General features: G+C 39.8%; 21 protein-coding genes. 18 read left to right on the top strand and 3 right to left on the bottom strand.

From position 1 onward, the window contains the following. The first annotated feature begins 3 nt into the window (after nt 1–3). The 9 genes from AC1DOK_RS14995 (at nt 4) to AC1DOK_RS15035 (ending at nt 8293) form a co-directional block, all read left to right on the top strand. Nucleotides 4–1167 (top strand): cysteine desulfurase family protein, encoded by a 1164-nt coding sequence (locus AC1DOK_RS14995; RefSeq protein WP_477555096.1) that lies wholly within the window; start codon nt 4–6, stop codon nt 1165–1167. Nucleotides 1168–1170: 3 nt separating this feature from the next. After that, nucleotides 1171–2379, top strand: a complete 1209-nt coding sequence (gene thiI / locus AC1DOK_RS15000; protein ID WP_477555097.1) for a tRNA uracil 4-sulfurtransferase ThiI — start codon at nt 1171–1173, stop codon at nt 2377–2379. A 39-nt stretch (nt 2380–2418) separates the two neighbouring features. Beyond that, nucleotides 2419–3096: a TerC family protein gene (locus AC1DOK_RS15005; protein ID WP_477555098.1), complete on the top strand. Its 678-nt coding sequence runs from the start codon at nt 2419–2421 to the stop codon at nt 3094–3096. 99 nt (nt 3097–3195) lie between these two features. Continuing rightward, nucleotides 3196–3678, top strand: a complete 483-nt coding sequence (locus tag AC1DOK_RS15010; protein WP_477555099.1) for a hypothetical protein — start codon at nt 3196–3198, stop codon at nt 3676–3678. Between the two features lie 108 nt (nt 3679–3786). After that, entirely contained in the window at nt 3787–5628 is a 1842-nt protein-coding gene (gene typA / locus AC1DOK_RS15015) for a translational GTPase TypA (RefSeq protein WP_477555100.1), read from the top strand. Between the two features lie 118 nt (nt 5629–5746). Next, on the top strand, nt 5747–6043 hold the full coding sequence (locus AC1DOK_RS15020) for a YlaH-like family protein (protein WP_477555101.1): 297 nt from the start codon (nt 5747–5749) through the stop codon (nt 6041–6043). A 3-nt stretch (nt 6044–6046) separates the two neighbouring features. Continuing rightward, nucleotides 6047–6319, top strand: coding sequence for a hypothetical protein (locus AC1DOK_RS15025; protein ID WP_477555102.1), 273 nt, complete (start codon nt 6047–6049; stop codon nt 6317–6319). A gap of 98 nt (nt 6320–6417) precedes the next feature. Further along, nucleotides 6418–6870, top strand: a complete 453-nt coding sequence (locus AC1DOK_RS15030; protein ID WP_477555103.1) for a pyridoxamine 5'-phosphate oxidase family protein — start codon at nt 6418–6420, stop codon at nt 6868–6870. Between the two features lie 94 nt (nt 6871–6964). Continuing rightward, complete coding sequence (locus AC1DOK_RS15035; RefSeq protein ID WP_477555125.1) at nt 6965–8293, top strand: PhoH family protein; 1329 nt, start codon at nt 6965–6967, stop codon at nt 8291–8293. A gap of 4 nt (nt 8294–8297) precedes the next feature. Here the strand turns inward: AC1DOK_RS15035 and AC1DOK_RS15040 are convergent, their stop codons facing one another. Together AC1DOK_RS15040 and AC1DOK_RS15045 are read right to left on the bottom strand one after the other, a co-directional pair. After that, on the bottom strand, nt 8298–9380 hold the full coding sequence (locus AC1DOK_RS15040; RefSeq protein ID WP_477555104.1) for a coiled-coil domain-containing protein: 1083 nt from the start codon (nt 9378–9380) through the stop codon (nt 8298–8300). A gap of 91 nt (nt 9381–9471) precedes the next feature. Next, the gene (locus AC1DOK_RS15045; protein WP_477555105.1) at nt 9472–10443 is read right to left on the bottom strand and encodes a hypothetical protein; all 972 of its coding nucleotides are present in this window, start codon (nt 10441–10443) and stop codon (nt 9472–9474) included. A gap of 94 nt (nt 10444–10537) precedes the next feature. On the opposite strand from AC1DOK_RS15045, the gene AC1DOK_RS15050 reads away from it, so the two are divergent. Continuing rightward, the gene (locus AC1DOK_RS15050; protein ID WP_477555106.1) at nt 10538–11656 is read left to right on the top strand and encodes a class I SAM-dependent methyltransferase; all 1119 of its coding nucleotides are present in this window, start codon (nt 10538–10540) and stop codon (nt 11654–11656) included. 88 nt (nt 11657–11744) lie between these two features. On the opposite strand, the gene AC1DOK_RS15055 is transcribed toward AC1DOK_RS15050, so the two are convergent. After that, complete coding sequence (locus AC1DOK_RS15055; RefSeq protein WP_477555107.1) at nt 11745–11978, bottom strand: DUF2626 domain-containing protein; 234 nt, start codon at nt 11976–11978, stop codon at nt 11745–11747. Between the two features lie 314 nt (nt 11979–12292). Here AC1DOK_RS15055 and AC1DOK_RS15060 point away from each other — a divergent pair, with 314 nt between their 5' ends. The 8 genes from AC1DOK_RS15060 to AC1DOK_RS15095 form a co-directional block, all read left to right on the top strand. After that, nucleotides 12293–12952, top strand: coding sequence for an RsfA family transcriptional regulator (locus AC1DOK_RS15060; RefSeq protein ID WP_477555108.1), 660 nt, complete (start codon nt 12293–12295; stop codon nt 12950–12952). 127 nt (nt 12953–13079) lie between these two features. Continuing rightward, nucleotides 13080–14054 carry a ketopantoate reductase family protein gene (locus AC1DOK_RS15065; RefSeq protein ID WP_477555109.1) on the top strand — a complete coding sequence of 325 codons (975 nt, stop codon included), beginning with the start codon at nt 13080–13082 and terminating at the stop codon, nt 14052–14054. A gap of 2 nt (nt 14055–14056) precedes the next feature. Continuing rightward, a complete protein-coding gene (locus tag AC1DOK_RS15070) occupies nt 14057–14452 on the top strand; it encodes a DUF3397 domain-containing protein (protein WP_477555110.1) in 396 nt (131 codons plus the stop codon). 235 nt (nt 14453–14687) lie between these two features. After that, nucleotides 14688–16373 (top strand): peptide ABC transporter substrate-binding protein, encoded by a 1686-nt coding sequence (locus tag AC1DOK_RS15075; RefSeq protein ID WP_477555111.1) that lies wholly within the window; start codon nt 14688–14690, stop codon nt 16371–16373. A gap of 109 nt (nt 16374–16482) precedes the next feature. After that, nucleotides 16483–17415 (top strand): ABC transporter permease, encoded by a 933-nt coding sequence (locus AC1DOK_RS15080; RefSeq protein ID WP_477555112.1) that lies wholly within the window; start codon nt 16483–16485, stop codon nt 17413–17415. 3 nt (nt 17416–17418) lie between these two features. Beyond that, nucleotides 17419–18354 carry an ABC transporter permease gene (locus AC1DOK_RS15085; protein ID WP_477555113.1) on the top strand — a complete coding sequence of 312 codons (936 nt, stop codon included), beginning with the start codon at nt 17419–17421 and terminating at the stop codon, nt 18352–18354. 15 nt (nt 18355–18369) lie between these two features. Further along, the gene (locus tag AC1DOK_RS15090) at nt 18370–19401 is read left to right on the top strand and encodes an ABC transporter ATP-binding protein (protein WP_477555114.1); all 1032 of its coding nucleotides are present in this window, start codon (nt 18370–18372) and stop codon (nt 19399–19401) included. After that, the coding region (locus AC1DOK_RS15095) for an ATP-binding cassette domain-containing protein (RefSeq protein WP_477555115.1) at nt 19394–19730 on the top strand (337 nt) is incomplete at its 3' end. The genes AC1DOK_RS15090 and AC1DOK_RS15095, both read left to right, overlap by 8 nt.

Below are 19730 nucleotides of genomic sequence, written 5' to 3' on the forward strand. Positions count from 1 at the left end.
ATCATGTTGTATTTAGATTATGCTGCAACAACACCGCCGTACAATGAAGTTATTGATACAGTAGCGGAGGTAATGAGAACGTATTACGGGAATCCTTCTTCCTTACATCATCTCGGGATAGAAGCGGAGCGTTTGCTGTTACAAGCTAAAGGAGTAATGGCGGGAATCCTGAAAGTAAAGCCAAATGAATTGATTATGACGTCAGGAGGAAGTGAAAGTAACAATTTAGCGATTAAGGGGATTGCCTATCAGTACCGTGGACGCGGCAACCATCTAATTACTACACAGATCGAACATCCATCCGTATTGGAGTCATTTAAACAACTGGAGGCAGAGGGTTACCTTGTCACTTATCTGCCGGTAGATGAGACAGGCTGTGTAAGTGTTGACATGCTGAGAGATGCACTCTGTGAGGATACCATTCTAGTGAGTGTAATGCATGTAAATAACGAAGTAGGGCGTATTCAGCCAATCGCTGAAATAGGCAAAGAGCTTGCGAAGCACCCGAAGGTGGTATTTCATGTTGACGCTGTACAGGGTGTGGCTAAGCTACCAACTAGACTGCATGAAAGTGGTATTGATCTGCTATCAGCATCTGCACATAAATTTCGTGGTCCAAGAGGTATTGGTTTCTTGTACCGTAGGGAGAATATTAAGCTAGCTCCACTTATCGTGGGTGGTGGGCAAGAAGCAGGTTTCCGTTCTGGGACAGAGAATTTACCATCCATCGTTAGTATGGCCAAAGCACTTCGAATGGCTACCGAACATTTAAATAATGCTATCGAGCATAAATATCGGTTACGTCAAATTCTAACAGATGGTATTAAAGCTATACCAGAACTCATTCTAAGTGGTTCGGAGCAATCAGAGCATATGGCGCCTCACATTGTGCATTTCTGCTTCCCAGGAATGAAAGCTGAAGTTGTTGTACATGCCATGGAACAGCATGGTATCTGTATCTCGACGAAATCTGCTTGTTCATCTGATGAACAGAAACCAAGTGATACTCTACTGGCGATGGGATATGACCGAGATCGAGCTAACAGTGGTTTACGTATATCCTTTAGTGAAGGTCAGACAGAAGAAGATATGCATACATGCTTGAAAGCACTAGAACAGGTTGTTCAGGTACTGAAGCAGACAGCAAGATTAAGAGGGGAGAGATAGCTTATGTATCCTGATATCATTCTAGTTCGCTTTGGCGAATTGACGCTCAAAGGTCGTAATCGCAAACGGTTTGAAAACAGCGTAATTGACCAGATTAAGAAGCTCTTAGAAGAATATACGGAAATTACGTATTCCAGTGAATTTGGTCGTCTATACATTGAGAACGTAGGCAAATGTTATAACCAAGTATGCACAGTTCTAACAAAGGTGTTCGGAATTCGATCCTATTCACCTGCTTATACGACAGAAATTGATTTACAAGCTATACGCGATATGGCACTTGCGATATTTAGAGCACAAAGTATGGTTCCTCAGACATTCAAGATGTCAGTTCGAAGAGCTAATAAGAGCTTTCCACATGATTCACATGAGATGAATCACTTAGTTGGAAGCTATATTCTTGAAGCAACGCCTGAGCTGAAAGTGGATGTGCATCATCCAGAGCTTAATATTAGAGTAGAAATTCGTGATACGAAGTCATTGCTTTATTCACAAGTTGTGCCTGGCACTGGTGGTTTTCCTCTGGGTACGAATGGGAAAGGTATGCTGCTATTATCAGGTGGAATCGATTCGCCTGTTGCTGGTTGGTACGCCCTACGCAAGGGACTAGCACTTGAAGCTGTCCATTTCCACAGCTATCCTTATACAAGTGAAAGAGCTAAACAGAAGGTAATCGATCTTGCTCGTAAGCTGTCAGAGTATTCCGGGGAGATTAAGCTGCATCTCGTTCCATTTACGGAGATTCAAACACGCTTAAATGCTGCTCATAAGGGGAACTTCATGATTACCTTCATGCGCCGCGCGATGTATCGCATAACAGAGCGTTTAGCGGAGCAGAATGGAGCGCGTGCACTTGTGACTGGTGAGAGCCTCGGTCAGGTAGCTTCACAAACTTTAGGCAGTATGAATGCAATTGGCCAGGTGGTTGATCTGCCAATCATACAACCACTTATTACAATGGATAAAACTGAAATCATTCAGACTGCAGAGAAAATTGAAACGTATGAGATATCTATTTTACCGTACGACGATTGCTGCACGCTTTTTTTGCCTAAATCACCATCAACAAATCCGAACCTTAATGTATTGCAACATATCGAACAGACCTTTGATTTCATGCCCGAGCTAATAGAAGAAGCCATACGCAATACAGAGACGCTCTTATTAAAACCACAATCCGAAGCTGCAGAAAAAGCCATGCATTTGTTCTAATTGATGCAATCGTCAGTACGCTGACGGGAGGCTAATATTGTGTGGGAAAGCTTATTTCTGTTTTTCCAAATTATTATTGTTAACATTGTTCTCAGCGGTGATAATGCGGTTGTCATTGCCATGGCTAGCAAGAATTTGCCGCCAGTTCAAAGGGTGCAAGCAATTTGGTGGGGAGCATTTGGAGCCATTGGATTACGTCTCTTACTTACATTAATAGCTGTATCTGTTCTTGGTATCCCTTATATTCAAGCGATAGGTTCTATATTTCTATTGTGGATTGCGATCAAGCTATTGATTGAGGATGATGGCGGTAAGGATATAGCAGTTGCGAATTCACTGAGCAAAGCGGTACGAACAATCATTGTTGCAGATCTCATCATGAGTCTGGATAATGTACTGGCAATTGCCGCTATAGCTCAGAATGATCTGGCTATTATTATTTTGGGGATATCGCTCAGTATTCCACTGATCATCTGGGGAAGCAGTGTTGTGATGAAGCTTCTTCACCGCTTTCCAATACTTGTCTTTCTTGGAGCGGGAATACTGGGCTATACAGCGGGTGAAATGTTTGTGAATGACGTTAAAGTAGAGCCCTATATTGCAAATTATGTATACCACTGGATCATTCCTTTTATATCGGGCATACTGGTCATTATTATAGGCATTATTAGAAAGTGGTTCTCACGTAACGATGAGTCACACATAACAACGCTCTAGTAATTATATCCAAATTCAGTTAAACTAACTGTAGAACAGTGTCGAACTAGCTTGTCAGACAATGATTACCTTTTGTAAACTTTAGAGGGGGGAAGTTAGTTGAACCGCAAAAATTATTCCATTGGTATTTTACTGATCGTTGTTGCTTTTATTTTGTTGCTCGGTAAATTAGGTGTATTTAGCTTTATTGGAGTCATGCTTTGGCCAGTATTGATTATATTACTCGGAGCTGCCTTTCATTTTCTGTACTTTAGTGGTTTACTTCCTTCGGGACTCTTAATTCCGGGTGGTATTCTCGTTACATATGGTACGATATTCTTGATCTGCAACGTATTCAGCTGGGAATTAATGAAATACTTATGGCCAGGATTTATATTAGGTGTGGCGATCGGTTTATATGAGATGTATATATTCGATAAGCGAACGGAACGCGGGTTCATAATTGCACCTCTAGTTCTCGGCATTGTATCACTTGTCATGTTCGGGATGACATTGCTATTCACGATTGGGATATACTTAATTATCGTACTGCTTATTCTTACGGGAATCTTTATGATGGTTCGTAAACCGAAAATCTGGTGAGTATTTTCTTGCGTTTTTGTCAATTAGAGGATATACTTATAAAGGTCCAAAAGCGTCGGAAAATAAGTCCGGCGCTTATTTTTGGTATAGAGAGGGATTTGAGAAAACATGCATGCAAGAGATAAGATAAAGAATATTGCTATTATTGCCCACGTCGATCACGGCAAAACTACACTCGTTGATAAACTTCTTCAACAATCTGGTACATTTCGCAGTAATGAGCATTTACAAGAACGCGCGATGGATTCAAATGATATAGAACGGGAACGCGGAATTACGATCTTAGCTAAGAATACTGCGATCCAGTATAAAGATTATTTGATTAACATCGTGGATACACCGGGACACGCCGATTTCGGTGGCGAAGTTGAGCGTATCATGAAAATGGTTGACGGTGTTCTGCTTGTTGTAGATGCTTTTGAAGGCACGATGCCACAGACGAAATTCGTTTTGCGGAAAGCACTTGAGCAGAATTTGACACCAATTGTTGTTGTCAATAAGATTGACCGTCCTGCTGCTAGACCGCATGAAGTTATTGATGAAGTGCTTGATTTGTTTATCGAGCTTGATGCAACTGAAGAGCAATTGGAATTCCCTGTTGTTTATGCTTCTGCATTGCAAGGTACTTCTTCCGTTGTTGCTGAGAAACAAGATGAGAATATGCAGGCGCTTTATGAAACGATCATTAGCCACATTCCATCACCAACTGAAGATACAGAGCAGTCTTTACAATTCCTTGTAACTTTAATGGACTACAATGAATATTTGGGTCGTGTTGCAATCGGCCGTGTTAACCGTGGTAAAATTCGCCAAGGTCAAACAGTAGCTGTATGTACACGTGAAGGTGCTATCAAGCAAGGACGTGTAGAGAAATTGTTCGGTTTCCAAGGTCTTAAGCGTATTGAGATCGAAGAAGCAGCTGCCGGCGACATCATTGCGATTTCTGGTATTAGAGAAATTAATATCGGTGAAACAATTGCAGATCCTGCGAATCCTGAGGCACTTCCTGTACTCAAGATTGATGAGCCAACTCTACAAATGACGTTCCTTGTTAATAACTCGCCATTCGTTGGTAGAGATGGTAAATGGATTACATCACGTAAGATTCGTGAGCGTTTGTTCAAGGAATTAGAAACAGATGTTTCTCTTCGTGTTGATGAAACAGATTCCCCTGATGCATTCGTTGTTTCCGGACGTGGAGAGTTGCACTTAGGAATTCTGATTGAGAATATGCGTCGTGAAGGCTATGAATTGCAAGTATCTAAGCCTGAAGTTATTATTCGTGAAATCGACGGCCAAAAGATGGAACCAATCGAGCATTTAATCATTGACGTACCTGAAGAGAGCATGGGTGCTGTAATGGAGAGTCTTGGAACTCGCAAAGCCGAAATGGTCAATATGATTAACAACGGTAGTGGTAATGTTCGTTTGGAATTCAAGATTCCAGCTCGTGGTTTAATTGGTTACCGTACGTATTTCTTAACACTAACTAAGGGTTACGGTATTTTAAATCATGCTTTCGATTCATACGGTCCTTATCAAGGTCACGGTCTTGGTGGCAGACACCAAGGTGTACTTGTTTCCTCGGAAACTGGTTCAACTACATTCTATGGTATGCTAGGTGTTGAAGATCGCGGCGTCTTGTTCTTATCACCAGGAGCTGAAGTGTATGAAGGTATGATCGTTGGTGAACATACACGTGAGAATGATATCATCGTGAATATTTGTAAAGAAAAACAATTAACGAACGTTCGCTCTGCGACGAAGGAAGGCACAGTTACTCTTAAAACACCACGCCTCTTCTCCCTAGAGCAAGCTCTTGAATATTTGAATGACGACGAGTATTGTGAAATCACTCCGAAATCAATTCGTATCCGTAAGAAAATCCTAAATAAGAGCGAGCGCGAACGTAGCGAGAAAAATCGCAAAAACGCAGAAGCTAACGTATAATTAGTACATGAAGAAGAAACGAATCCGTCCTGTGTTTTCAGGACGGAGTTTCCGTTTCTTCTTGAATTATATGAATCTTTTAAATTTAGCTAATAAATTATGACAAGGAGTTGAGTGAATGGCTACGTTAAATGAATGGTATCTCAACCATCCCTATATTACATTCCTTATCATTTTCATCTTTGTATCTTTTGTATATAATAAGGTATTTCGCATGCAACAAAGGTTATCAATTGGTAAAACCATAGTGGTCTATTTATTAATTGCTATTGGTTCTGTTATGCTTTTGTTCTTCCAAACAATCGGAAGATTGCCAATTATTCTATGTTTAGGCGTAGCTATTTTCCTCATGCTGCTTGTTCGAATTCGCTATTTTATCGAAGCAAGGAACGAAAAGAAAGAAAGCAAGGTGTAGTAAATGAAACTCGAGGATGCGATTTTTAATTGGTTGCAAATTAAAATTGTAGCGGAAGCCCGATCTGATGATGGAGCTGCTAACGAGACGCTTCAATTTTTTGAAACAATTCTAACTGAGGATCATAAGCTTGATCATTTTGCTGTTGCTCGCACCGATGATTTCGCGTATTTTATTCAATATGAGCAAGAAGGTAAGAGCTGTGAGCTTAAGTATGATAAGGAATTGGTAGAGAAATTACTCTCAGATATCAACTCAAATCCGAAGTATAATTGAATTCGTAAATGGATATTATCGTGGAATCAACAGTTACCATATGCTATAATAATTCCAATGAGGAATTCGAAATTCAGCATTAGGGGGCATATAATACAATGGCTGAAGCTATCACGTATCTTCCGGATCAATTGTTTGCACTAATGCAGCATGAAGCCTTCGTTTCTCTTCATACCATTGATCATGAAACTGGATCACCTACAGTGAACATAATTACTTGGATTACTGCGCCTGATCGCCATACGCTTCGATTTGCTGTCGATCAGCGTTCAAGGCTGATCACTAATCTGCAGAGCAATCCACTCGTTACAATTACATTAATTGGTGCTGGTTCTGTTCATGCGATTTACGGCAAAGTTCAATTGATTACTGACAAGCTAGATGGCGTACCGATTAAACTTAGTTGCTTTAACTTATCGATTGATGAAGTCCGTAATGCGATGTTCTATGGTGGTAGAATATCCGTACAACCCGAATTCGAGAAAACATATGATAAACGCGCCGCCGATAAACTTGACGGACAAGTGTTTGATGCAATGAACAAAGCCTAGATGGTTATCCGTCTGGCTTTTTTGTTGTAGCAAAGCATGTGAAGGGAAAATGCTCTTTCTTGATCATAATCGAAAAGGGAGGATGACCATGACGATGAAGATTTTTGTGCTTGATACGAATGTACTGCTACAAGACCCTAACTCCATTTATGCTTTTGAGGATAATGAAGTGGTTATCCCAGCAGTTGTGTTAGAGGAAATTGATGCAAAGAAACGACTTGCTGATGAAATCGGACGTAATGCAAGAACCGTTGCTCGTCTACTGGATGGGTTAAGAACTAAAGGCAGGCTAAGCGATGGTATTGTTGTAGATAATGGTGGCACTATCAAGGTGGAATTGAATCATAAATTACTTGGTAAGGTAGAAGAGTTGTTTGTTGAATTGTCCAATGATAATCGCATTCTTGCGCTAGCAATGAACTACCACTTGGAAGAACAGACGAAACCGAATCCAAAGCCTGTCATTGTTGTAAGTAAGGACACATTAGTGCGAATTAAAGCGGATGTACTTGGGCTTACCGCTCAGGATTATTTAAGTGATCGGATTGTATTAACATCGGAAATGTATCAAGGCTATTTAAATTTACATGTTCATCCAGCTATTATTGATGAATTTTATACGTTCCGATATTTAAATATAGCAACTCTAAATCTTGGTTACACACTTCATCCACATGAGTTTGTCATTTTGAGAGATGAGCTTGGTACTTCCAAGTCAGCACTACTTAAAGTGAATTCTGATGCTAAGAAGCTGGAGCCTCTTTATTTAAGCAACGATCCAATCTGGGGGATTGCTGCACGCAATGCACAACAACGTATGGCGCTGGAGCTCCTTTTAAACGACGATATACCGTTTGTAACCTTGACTGGTAAGGCAGGAACAGGGAAAACGTTACTTACGCTTGCAGCGGGTCTTCTGAAGGTGGAGGATGAGCGTAAATATAAGAAATTACTAATAGCTAGACCTGTCGTTCCAATGGGAAAGGATATCGGATTCTTGCCTGGTGAGAAGGATGAGAAGCTTCGTCCGTGGATGCAACCGATATATGATAATCTAGAGTTTCTGTTTGACACAAAAAAAACCGGCGATATCGATAAAATATTAGCAGGTTTAGGTTCTATTCAAGTTGAGGCATTAACTTATATTCGGGGGCGGTCGATACCAGGCCAGTTCATTATTATTGATGAAGCCCAGAATTTATCCAAGCATGAAGTGAAGACGATTGTCTCACGTGTTGGAGAAGGTAGTAAAATCGTGCTCTTGGGGGATCCGGGACAGATTGACCATCCGTATCTCGATGCCTTGAGTAACGGATTAACTTACGCAGTAGAAAGATTTAAAGCCGAAAGTGTTAGTGGTCATATTATGCTTGAGCGAGGTGAACGCTCTCACCTCGCTCAGCTCGCAGCTGATTTACTGTAATAGATTAAAGTGTCATTTTCAACTTGATGACGAGTTTGCCTTTCTCGACAGTAACAGCTTCTGCAGAGAAGATGGATGAGACTTGAGATGGATCAATACCAAGATTGTATTGGTCGTTCAGATCTTTAATCGTGGTATCTGGTAAATCTAATTTGTTAAACGAAAGTCCTGTTAATTCAAATCTGATTTTGTCTTCGTCCATTGTGTAAGTACCTTTGATAGATACTTCAATATCATCTTGTTTTCCGTCGGCCATGAAGAATCCATCCTCGAACCGGAAGTTTAGATGCTCAAACAAAGCGTTTTTGGAACGTAAGAATGTATTTAACTGGGTGTCCGTGATTTCAAAAACAGCGGTGTTTAAGCTTGATAATTTGAAGTTATCTGTCGACAATAACTCGGCGATATTCTGCATTGATTTAGATAACTCAGATAAATAGCGTTTAAATAAAGGTAAACCCTTACTACGCCACTGGTCATTAAGAGCATCGATTTGCTCTATTAACTGCTCTTTGTTATCACTCACAGCAAGAATAGCATCAAGCTCTGCTTGAAGTGCAATGACCCGAGTTTTTTGAGCAATGTAGTCAGCTTTGGTTTGTTCAAGCTCTTTACGTTGGTCGGATAATTGTTGATGCAGAGCTTGAAGCTTTTGTTGAGATGATTTATAACTGCTTAATACACGACTATCGTGTGTAATGATCATATTCATGTAATCTAACGTTTTAAATAAATCATTGAGTGATTCCGTTGTAAGGATGACTTGTAATAGTGAAGGCCGATCACCTGTATAATAGGATCTTAATACTTTGCCTGCTTTTTCCTTAACACTTTTCATATCTTGCTTTTGGGTTTCAATTCGTTCTGCGTTCTTCTGAAGTTCTTGAACAAGTTTATCGTCTTTTTCTGCTAGCTTCTCTAATTCACGATCAATTTCTTGTATGTTCAGACCCTTTTGGAGTAGTGCTCTTAGCTCGGCTTCCTTGCCATTAATGGTAGTTTCTTCTGCATTAACAGCGATCATCTGTGGCATGATACAGATGAATACTAAGCTCAAACATAAGCAAATTAGAAAATTTCGTTTCATACACGTCCCCCCCTCCAACAGATTAACATAAAATCAGATTCTGCAAAAATTTACCTCCTAATTTAGGAGGTAAATGGTAATCTTATTATGCCTATTTAGTAGTTTTAATAGAGGTAATAAACTTCATAATTTCATCAAGAGATTTTACTTTTTGTGGAACTTTCATTTGAAATGCTGGTGTTTGATTGATGTTACTTATGCTTTGGTGAATCGAGATCGCATGTGTGTTTGTAGTGCCAGTGCTATCTGTGATTGCAAATTTTAAATCAAATGATTGATCCCGAATATAACCTTCACCGTCAATAACGAGCTGAAGCTTGCTTGGAGCAATAATTGTGTATTGTTTGGGATCATTTTGTTTCCATTTATCTGAAGTTTCAGAGGATATTATACCGCTTGTAGTTAAGCTGTCTATCATTTCTCCTAGCTTGTTTTGTAATAGGATAGTAGCGGCTTTCTCATTGCTAGATGTGATCTCAACCGAGATCCTTTGGCCACTTGTACCGTCTGGAAATTGTACAGGCTCTTTATCTTTGCTAAACCACTTAGAATCAGCGTTATTTACAAAGGTGCTCATGATTGTTGATAGTGAAGAAGTTGCCTGCTGTAAACCTAAAGGGCTGTTTGTCCCATTTGTTGATTTGCCAAGGGTAGCCATATCTAGCATGAAATACTCATCAGTCTTACTGAATACTGGTATATAAAAATACATTTTGTTATCTTTAATAAGTACAGGAACCTCAATCGGTGTATTAGCCCCTTTAGGTGTTACCTTTAAGTTGATTTCTAAACTAGTTGGGTCATTCTGAACGACACCTTGCCATTCGAGTGTTGCTTCTTTTAACATATTAATAAAACCTAGTGTGAGTGGATTGGTGGACTTTATAAGACCATCACTTAACCCAAGTTTAGCATTGCCTACAAAGGAATAGGATTTGATTTCACTTTGTTTGGCAATCGCTTGTGTCGCTATAGATTGAATTTCTTTATTGTTAGTGCAAGCGAGTAAGAGGCTGCTGAGTAGAATAAACAGTATTGCAGTTGCGAACGATCTTTTGAGCATAAATGACGTTTCTCCCTTCGTTGTGGATTCAATCATTATATAGGTTATTCATATTCTTGTCATGAAATATTAATTAGTGAATTGGGGCCTGAACATGAAATCAAATCTAGGAAATCATCATTTAGTAGCTGAATTAATGCAAACAATTAATCAAACTGAACACAGCGCGATATCATTTCGGAATTATATGGATTTATGTTTATATCATGAGTCTGATGGGTATTACCGTAATCGTACTCCCAAAATAGGACCTGAGGGAGATTTTTATACGAGTTCGTCGATCGGGTCGATAATGGGTGAAATACTCGCTGATTATATCGTAAAAACATGGAATTTAGAATTTGGACGGAATACCCCTTTAACGTTAGTAGAGTGGGGAGGTGGGAATGGCAGACTTGCTTTGCAAATTCTAGATCAAATTAAGAGTACCTCTCCTCTATTGTATGAAAACTTAGGATATATCATGATTGAATCCAGTAGCTATCATAGAGAATTGCAAGCACAAACACTCCAAGAGCATATTGAACATGTTAGCTGGATGTCTGATGAGAGCTGGTTTGCTAGAGGCAGTCAGCCTAATACGATCGTTCTTGCAAATGAGTTATTGGATGCCTTTGCTATACACCGGATTCGCAAATGGGAAGGACAGGTAGAAGAGAACTTTGTTAGCTTGGATGAAGAGAATCTCGGTTTTATAGAACATTGGCGGCCTCTTCAGAATGAGGATGTACGAACATACATAGAAGACGAGAAAATTCATCTTCGGGAAGGGCAAGTAATCGAAGTTAATCTAGATAGTACGCGGTGGATCAAACGAATCGCAACAAGCATAGAGACGGGAAGGTTAATTGTAATCGACTATGGAGATGTCGCTGAAGAATTGTATGCAGAACATCGGATGCTTGGGACGTTAATGTGCTATCGTAAACACCAGGCTGCCGATAACCCGTATTGTTATGTAGGGGAGCAGGATATAACAGCACATGTTAATTTCACTGCTTGTATACGCGCAGCTGAGCAGGTAGGCTTCACAGATATACGGTTACAGACACAACGTCAATTTCTTGTTGATCAAGGTATTTTACATAAGCTTCAAAATACGTTAGGTGCCGATCCATTCTCCAAAGAAGCGAAGCGCAACAGAGCCATTCGGCAACTACTAATCAGCGATTCGATGAGCGAGCTCTTTAAAGTTTTTATAGCATGTAAATGAGCAATTGTAGATTTGAATATGGGAGATTATCTTACCAAAAGAAAACACGCCCCTCCAATTATGGAAAAGCGTGTTTCTTTGTGTGTGTTTAGATGATATCGAGTTTGAATACAGACCAGTAAGTAAAGCCGGAAAAAGCTATAAACATGTAACCCCAAAACAACAGGATGTATGTACGTTCAGACAATTTCAAATATCCAAGAATTACAAACATTACCGTTTGCGCAAAGAAAATTAACGCCATCGGAATCATGTCACCTGCAAGACTCATCAACCCAATCATCAACGTCCAAAAACCAAGCACACGGTACATGCGACCCATTAGGCATCCCCCCTCTCATACAACGTTAGAATTTTCTAAATTTTATTATACCTATAACATTTATCACTGTAAACGATCAATAGTGGCAAAATTTAAAACATTTTGTGTAGGTATATGAAAGGGTTATGTATGAGCCTCCAAAAAAATGGCAATACCGAATAGTATCAAATAGATTCTATGAACTCTAGTATGGGCATAGAGATTTAATAATGGGATAACTGTATGCACTGTATACTTAGTGAATTTCGATTCTTCTTTGATTTTCGGGTAATGGAATTTACATTTTGAACCTTAATGTTAGGAGGATTGTGTATATGACAGCAATCAGGCAAGATGCATGGAGCGATGAAGATGATTTGATTTTAGCGGAGGTTACGCTGCGACATATTCGAGAGGGTAGTACGCAGTTAACTGCTTTTGAAGAGGTTGGTGAAAGAATAGGACGTACCGCGGCAGCTTGTGGATTTCGTTGGAACTCTTTTGTTCGTAAAAAATATGATGCAGCAATCCATATTGCGAAAGCGCAACGACAAAAGCGTAGTCAAATGAAAAAGCATGCAGCAGGTGTTCATTCGGTTGTTGGAACGTCATCAATCGCTACACTAGATATGACAGACGGAATTAGCAGTAAAGCTGAATCATTCACCGAAGAATCACTTTCTATTGATTCTGTTATTCGGTTTTTGAGACAATGGAAAACAACCTATCAGGAAATGAATAGGCAAATTCGTCAGCTAGACCGTGAACTCCAAGAAAAACATGATGAGATGATACGAGTTCGTAAAGAAAACGATCGTTTAAATAAGCAAGTGAACGAGGTCGAAACGGATTATCGAGTTGTTAATGATGATTATAAGGCGTTAATTCAAATTATGGATCGTGCTAGAAAAATGGCCTTTCTCGTAGAAGAGGAAGAAGAGTCCAAACCAAGATTTAAAATGGATGCTAATGGCAATCTAGAACGAATCGATTAATATTAAACCTTATATAAAACAAATAAATCTGCCCCTGTACTTCTACAGGTGGCAGATTTTTTGTATAGTTAACTATATCAGAATATATATGAAGATAGTGAGTAGTTACATACGGGGGGGATCGCTAATGAATATGGTTGTGATTGGAGCTGGTTCCCTAGGTCTATTATTGTCGGCTAAGCTTGCCCCATTATGCAATCATTTGGAATTAGTAACGAATACACAGAAGCAGGCTGAAACACTTCGGACAGAAGGGATTGGTCTTCTTAACCATACACTTCGTCCAAGTTCATCTTTATCGATTAGCTCTTATGAGAGTAATAATGAGTACAAGAGTAATGAATCAGTAGATTATGTGATTCTTGCGGTTAAACAATCAGCTTTAAATGAGCAGTTTATCCATTATGTATCAACTCGATTAGGAGAGTCAGGTAAGCTAGTTTGCTTCCAGAATGGCATTGGGCATATCGAGCAATTGGAAGCAAAGATTGGTTTAAACCGAATTTTTGTCGCAATAACAACGGAAGGTGCTAAGAGGAATTCTGCTCATTCGGTCGTTCACACAGGACAAGGAATTACCTATATTGGCTCTCCTACTGAGCTCTTAACAGAGGATTGTTCAAGTGATCAGGTTAAACAGTCGAGTGGCACAGATATAAAAGATTTATGCGAATTGTTAAAAAAAGCAGGATTTTGTGCTGAAGCGTCGAATCAAGTCTTAATCAAAGTATGGAACAAGCTAGTAATTAATTGTGTGATAAATCCACTTACAGCGATTCTGCGGATTTATAATGGTCAATTACTGGAGTCAGAATATACAATTCGATTAATGCGTGATTTATATAACGAAGCTCTCAAGGTTGCAGAAGCTGAATCTATAGCTCTTTCAGAAGATTTATGGAATCAATTACTTGAAGTATGTGAACGGACAGCGGGAAATCAATCGTCAATGCTTCAAGATAGGATAGCAGGAAGAGTTACAGAGATCGATTGGATCAATGGTGCTTTGCTTAAAATCGGAGACCAGCATCATATAGACTTACCCGTCAATCGTACGGTCTACCATATTGTCAAAACGATGGAAATTTCACAGGAGATGTGATTATGACAACGATTCTTGAGTTTCTGAAAACGTTTTACATCACATTATCGGTAATTCCTTATGTTGTGTTCGCAGCAGTATGGGCGGTCTGTTATTTGTTGTGGAAGAATAAGAAGCGGTCCACCCAACTTGCAATGGATGTTACAACGTTCTTTCTCATCACCTCTGTTGCCGGGCTAGCTAATTCAACTATGAATTTTAAATTTAGCTGGTGGTTCATTATTCTGGTCTTGTTAATTGCATTTGGTGTAGTAGGTGGCTATCAATATAGACTTAAAGGTGAATCTGATGTTGCGAAGGTATTTAGACTCATTTGGAGGCTATCATTTGTTGTTCTTGCAGTTTTGTACGTCATCCTGCTCTTCATTGAATTAATAAGGCATTTGTTTTCTACTTAATTTAAGAATTAATGGTAGACATCGCCCATCCATATGCTATAATAAAAAACGTTACAATGGTTAATAATCATTCTAACTTTTTTTACAAACTCAATTAACAGATAAATCAAACTAGATAGATTGTTCAGAACGATCATATCGAATCAGGGTATTCGGCGGCATACATGACAGAAAATTACAACTACTTAATCGCCTAACCATAAAAAAGTACGACAATTTAGAGGAGGAGTCTTACATGAAGTCTAAAAAAATGATTAACACAGCAGTTGCTATGACGTTACTAGGTTCATTGGCAGTTGGTTGTGCTAGTGGCAATACCGCTAGTACAGGTTCCCCGGCACCATCAGAAGCACCGAAAACTTCAGCAGCACCAGCAACACCAGCACCAGCAGCAGCTGTAAAACAAGAATTAAAAATGAACTTGAATGCAGAGCCAGAAGCGCTTGACATCTCGAAATCTACAACAGTTGTTGCAGCTACGATTAGTAACGCAATTACTGATGGTTTGTACCGTGTTGATAAAGAAGGCAAAATGCAACTCGGAGTTGCAAAGGATATGCCTAAAATTTCTGCTGATGGCCTAGTTTATACAGTTGATCTGAATCCGGCTGCTAAATGGTCTGATGGCAAAGCTGTAACAGCTCACGATTTCGTTTATTCTTTCCAACGTACAGCACTACCAGAAACAAAAGCTCAATATTCGTTCTTGATGGAGTGGTTAGCTAACGGTGCTGATGTTACAACTGGTAAAGCAACTCCTGATAAATTAGGGGTAAAAGCATTAAGTGATACTCAGCTTGAGATCACATTGTCATCACCAAAAGGCTTCTTTAGCGAAATGCTTGCATTCCCGACTTTCTTCCCACAACGTGAAGATATCGTGAAGCAACATGGCGCGAAATTCGGTGCTGATGCAGACAAAGTCATTGGTAACGGACCGTTCAAGTTGACTGCTTGGAATCATGAACAGAATCTAACACTTGAAAAAAGTGAAACTTATTGGGATGCTGCTAACGTTAAGCTAGAAAAAGTAACGTTGAACATTGTTAAAGACGCAGGAACATCACTCAATTTGTATGAAACTAAAGAACTTGATTATACTTCCATTTCAGGTGATAATATTGCACTCTTTACAGGTAAGCCTGATTTGGTTACAAAGCCAGAGTTAACGAATGCATATATTCAGTTCCAAACGAAAGATCACCCTGCATTATCTAATAAGAAAATTCGTCAAGCTTTAAATATGGCAATTGATAAGCAAGCATTTGTTGATGTTATCCTCAAGAATGGTTCAGTAGCAGCAACAGGTCTTGTACCTAACGGAACCAAAGATGGTAACGGAAAAGAATTTAGAAAAGTGGTTGGCGATATTCTTCCTCCATTCGATGCTGCTAAAGCAAAAGCATTGCTTGAAGAAGGAATGAAAGAAGCGAAACTTACAGCTATGCCTAAAATGAAATTAACAGCTGATGACACGACTGGTGCTAAGAAAAGTTTAGAGTACGTACTTTCCCAATGGAAAACAAACCTTGGTCTTGAAGTAGAAGCTGAGCCAATTCCGTTCGCAGCTCGTGTTGAGAAAATGAGATCCAAGAAGTTTGATGCAATTGTTGCTCTTTGGGGTGCTGATTATAACGATCCAATGACATTCATGGACTTGTGGTTTAACGGTAGTCAATTCAATGATGTAAATTATACGAATGAACTTTATACTAACAATGTTAAAGCAGCTCAAACTGAGATTGATCCAGCTAAGCGTTCACAGTTACTTGTTGATGCAGAGAAACAATTAATTGAAGATATGCCTGTTGGACCTTTATATTTCAGAAGTTCGAAGTTCTTGATCAGACCTAATATTGAAGGGCTAATTATGGCTCCGTCTGGATTTGAATTTGATTTGAAGTGGGCACAAGTCAAGTAATATTGGCTAGTATACGACTCGATTAATTTAAGAAGGGGGCGTCGCTATTTTTGATAGAGCGTCCCCTTTTTTATTAATCACCAACACATGAGTAAGGGAGGAAATATGCGTGCTCAAGTATACGCTACGCCGTCTTGGATATACGTTAATAACGTTGTGGCTTATTGTTACACTTACCTTTGTTTTAATGAAATTACTTCCAGGTGATCCGTTTGGCCCAGGATCGGAGAAACTTCCCGAAGCGACACGGAACATGCTATTGAAACAGTATGGATTAGACCTTCCGATATGGGAGCAATATGTGAAATATGTGGGGAATGTAGTTCAAGGAGATTTAGGATACTCGTTCCAATTCCCGGCGAGACAAGTAACGGAAATTATTAAGCAAGGATTTTCCGTATCAGCAGAGCTCGGTACAATTTCAATGACTCTTGCGCTTGTGGTAGGTTTATTGTTAGGTATTATTGCTGCTCTAAGACATAATAAATGGCAAGATTATTCTGCTAGTTTTATAGCTGTACTGGGTATATCGGTTCCATCATTTGTACTCGGTCCCTTGTTTTCCTATTATATTGGTGTGAAGCTAGGCTGGCTACCTGCTGGACTTTGGGAGGGACCACTTAATCGAATATTGCCTTCAATTGCTCTTTCATTCGGTACGATCGCAATTTTAGCAAGAATGATGCGTACATCCATGCTGGATGTGATCAATCAGGATTATATTAAAACTGCCAGGTCCAAAGGATTAGGTAGATCGAATGTTGTCATCAGACATATGCTGCGGAATGCAATGCTTCCCATCCTTACAGTATTTGGACCAGCATTTGTAAACGTTATCACAGGTACATTAGTTGTCGAAAGGATTTTCGCTGTACCAGGCCTCGGTACACACTTTGTAAATTCGGTTTCTATGAATGATTATACGATGATAGCTGGGTTAACTATTTTCTACTCTACTTTACTTGTTGCGGTCATTTTCTTAACCGATGTTCTTTATGGATTTATAGATCCGCGAATTCGTCTTGGGAAAGGCGGGAATTAGAACATGCAAATTAATTTACAGAATAATAAGATTGATAAATCCAAATTCACACGATTACCTAGTGAAACTTTGACAAGCGAAGCTATCGTTCGTCCATCTCAGACTTATTGGCAGGATGCTTGGCGCCGACTTAAGAAAAATAGACTAGCAATGGCTGGTTTGATTATATTAATCGTCCTTTTGCTTCTGGCTATTTTCGCTCCGATGTTCTCGCATTACGCTTATGACCAACAGAATCTTAAAGCGACAAATAATGCTCCTAATAGTCAATATTGGTTTGGAACAGATGATTTTGGACGTGATTTATGGACTCGCGTTTGGTGGGGAACACGAATCTCTTTATTTGTTGGATTATCTGCAGCATTAATTGATTTAGTGATTGGTGTTATTTACGGCGGAATATCCGGCTTTTATGGCGGCAGAATAGATAATATTATGCAGCGCTTTATAGAAATTATCATCGCTATTCCAATGCTTATTATTGCAATCTTGCTCATTGTGACACTTGGTGCGGGGATGTCTACAATTATTCTAGCCTATGCGCTCGTCGGCTGGACACAGATGGCTAGGCTAGTTCGGGGACAAGTGCTATCTCTTAAAGAGAATGAGTTTGTTCTAGCATCTCAAACACTTGGTGCCTCTACTTGGAGAATTATTTCGCGTCATCTTGTTCCGAATGCACTTGGTATTATCGTTATTCAGATTACTTTTGCAGTACCGGGAGCGATTTTCTTCGAATCCTTCCTATCATTCATCGGTGTGGGTATTAAAGTACCGCTTGCTTCTTTAGGAACACTCTTAACAGATGGGGCTACTAACATTCGCTTGTTTCCACATCGACTTATTTTTCCTGCCTTAATTTTCAGCTTTATTCTTCTAAGTTTTAATTTGCTGGGTGACGGGCTTCGTGATGCGCTTGATCCGAAAATGCGTAAGTAAAGGGAGGGAAGATTCATGAGCAATCAGGCATTGCTAGAGGTTAAGGACCTTAAGGTGTCTTTTCATACGTATGCAGGTGAAGTGCAAGCCGTACGCGGTGTATCGTTTCACTTAAATAAAGGAGAAATATTAGCGATTGTAGGGGAATCCGGTTGTGGTAAATCAGTAACCGCGCAAACGATTATGCGCCTCATTCCTAGTCCTCCAGGTAAAATTAAAAGTGGATCAATTTTATTTAATGGTAGTGTAGATATTACGAAGCTTTCCGATAAGCAAATGGAGAAGATTCGTGGGAAAGAGATGGGAATGATATTCCAAGATCCCATGACTTCTCTGAATCCAACGATGCAAGTAGGTAGTCAAATTACCGAAGGACTTATTAAGCATCAAGGGCTTAATAAAGCAGATGCGAATAAGCGTGCAATTGAAATGCTGTCACTTGTTGGTATGGCTAATCCCGAAAGTCGTGCAAAACAATATCCGCATGAGTTCTCAGGAGGTATGCGTCAACGTGTAATGATTGCACTAGCGCTTGCTTGTTCGCCGAAGCTACTGATTGCAGATGAACCAACAACAGCACTTGATGTTACGATCCAAGCACAGATTATTCAATTAATGAAGACGTTGTCAGATAAGACACAAGCGTCCATTATCCTGATTACACATGATCTTGGTATCGTAGCAGATATGGCCCAGCGCGTAATTGTTATGTATGCAGGTAAAGTAGTCGAGCAAGGAACAGTTGATGAAATTTTCTACAACTCTAGACACCCGTACACATGGGGACTCTTGCGCTCTGTACCGAGACTCGATATTGATGCGAAGGAAGATTTGGTGCCGATCCCTGGATCTCCACCAGATTTATTCGCACCGCCTAAAGGCTGTGCATTTGCAGCTAGATGTCCATATGCAATGGGAATTTGCACAGAGGAAGATCCAGGTCACTCAGTGGTAAGTGGGGAACATAGTGCAGCATGCTGGCTATTACATCCTGATGCACCTCAAGTTAAACGACCTGTTGAAGCGGGAGGACATCATCATGTCTGATAAGATTCTTGAAATTCGTAGTATGAAAAAGCATTTCAACTTAGGCAGTGGGAAAATACTCAAAGCAGTAGATCGGTTCTCCATTGAGATTAATCGTGGTGAAACGTTCGGTCTAGTTGGCGAATCTGGTTGCGGAAAATCGACAGCAGGTCGTACGATTATTCGTTTGTATGAAGCAACTGCAGGGGAAGTCTTGTTCAACGGACAAGATATCCACAAACTAGAGGGTAAGAAACTGAAGGAGTTTCGTCGTAATGCAGCGATGGTGTTCCAAGATCCTTACGCTTCGCTTAATCCGAGAATGACAGTTGGTAATATTATTGCTGAAG

It is taken from the genome of Paenibacillus sp. P5_B5, assembly GCF_056400365.1.

Bases quoted from the DNA above. Each gene is read 5' to 3' on its own strand.
- AC1DOK_RS14995 (WP_477555096.1), top strand. From the start codon at position 4: ATGTTGTATTTAGATTATGCTGCAACAACACCGCCGTACAATGAAGTT.
- thiI (WP_477555097.1), top strand. From the start codon at position 1,171: ATGTATCCTGATATCATTCTAGTTCGCTTTGGCGAATTGACGCTCAAA.
- typA (WP_477555100.1), top strand. From the start codon at position 3,787: ATGCATGCAAGAGATAAGATAAAGAATATTGCTATTATTGCCCACGTC.
- AC1DOK_RS15020 (WP_477555101.1), top strand. From the start codon at position 5,747: ATGGCTACGTTAAATGAATGGTATCTCAACCATCCCTATATTACATTC.
- AC1DOK_RS15025 (WP_477555102.1), top strand. From the start codon at position 6,047: ATGAAACTCGAGGATGCGATTTTTAATTGGTTGCAAATTAAAATTGTA.
- AC1DOK_RS15030 (WP_477555103.1), top strand. From the start codon at position 6,418: ATGGCTGAAGCTATCACGTATCTTCCGGATCAATTGTTTGCACTAATG.
- AC1DOK_RS15035 (WP_477555125.1), top strand. From the start codon at position 6,965: ATGAAGATTTTTGTGCTTGATACGAATGTACTGCTACAAGACCCTAAC.
- AC1DOK_RS15040 (WP_477555104.1), bottom strand. From the start codon at position 9,380: ATGAAACGAAATTTTCTAATTTGCTTATGTTTGAGCTTAGTATTCATC.
- AC1DOK_RS15045 (WP_477555105.1), bottom strand. From the start codon at position 10,443: ATGCTCAAAAGATCGTTCGCAACTGCAATACTGTTTATTCTACTCAGC.
- AC1DOK_RS15050 (WP_477555106.1), top strand. From the start codon at position 10,538: ATGAAATCAAATCTAGGAAATCATCATTTAGTAGCTGAATTAATGCAA.
- AC1DOK_RS15055 (WP_477555107.1), bottom strand. From the start codon at position 11,978: ATGGGTCGCATGTACCGTGTGCTTGGTTTTTGGACGTTGATGATTGGG.
- AC1DOK_RS15060 (WP_477555108.1), top strand. From the start codon at position 12,293: ATGACAGCAATCAGGCAAGATGCATGGAGCGATGAAGATGATTTGATT.
- AC1DOK_RS15065 (WP_477555109.1), top strand. From the start codon at position 13,080: ATGAATATGGTTGTGATTGGAGCTGGTTCCCTAGGTCTATTATTGTCG.
- AC1DOK_RS15070 (WP_477555110.1), top strand. From the start codon at position 14,057: ATGACAACGATTCTTGAGTTTCTGAAAACGTTTTACATCACATTATCG.
- AC1DOK_RS15075 (WP_477555111.1), top strand. From the start codon at position 14,688: ATGAAGTCTAAAAAAATGATTAACACAGCAGTTGCTATGACGTTACTA.
- AC1DOK_RS15085 (WP_477555113.1), top strand. From the start codon at position 17,419: ATGCAAATTAATTTACAGAATAATAAGATTGATAAATCCAAATTCACA.
- AC1DOK_RS15090 (WP_477555114.1), top strand. From the start codon at position 18,370: ATGAGCAATCAGGCATTGCTAGAGGTTAAGGACCTTAAGGTGTCTTTT.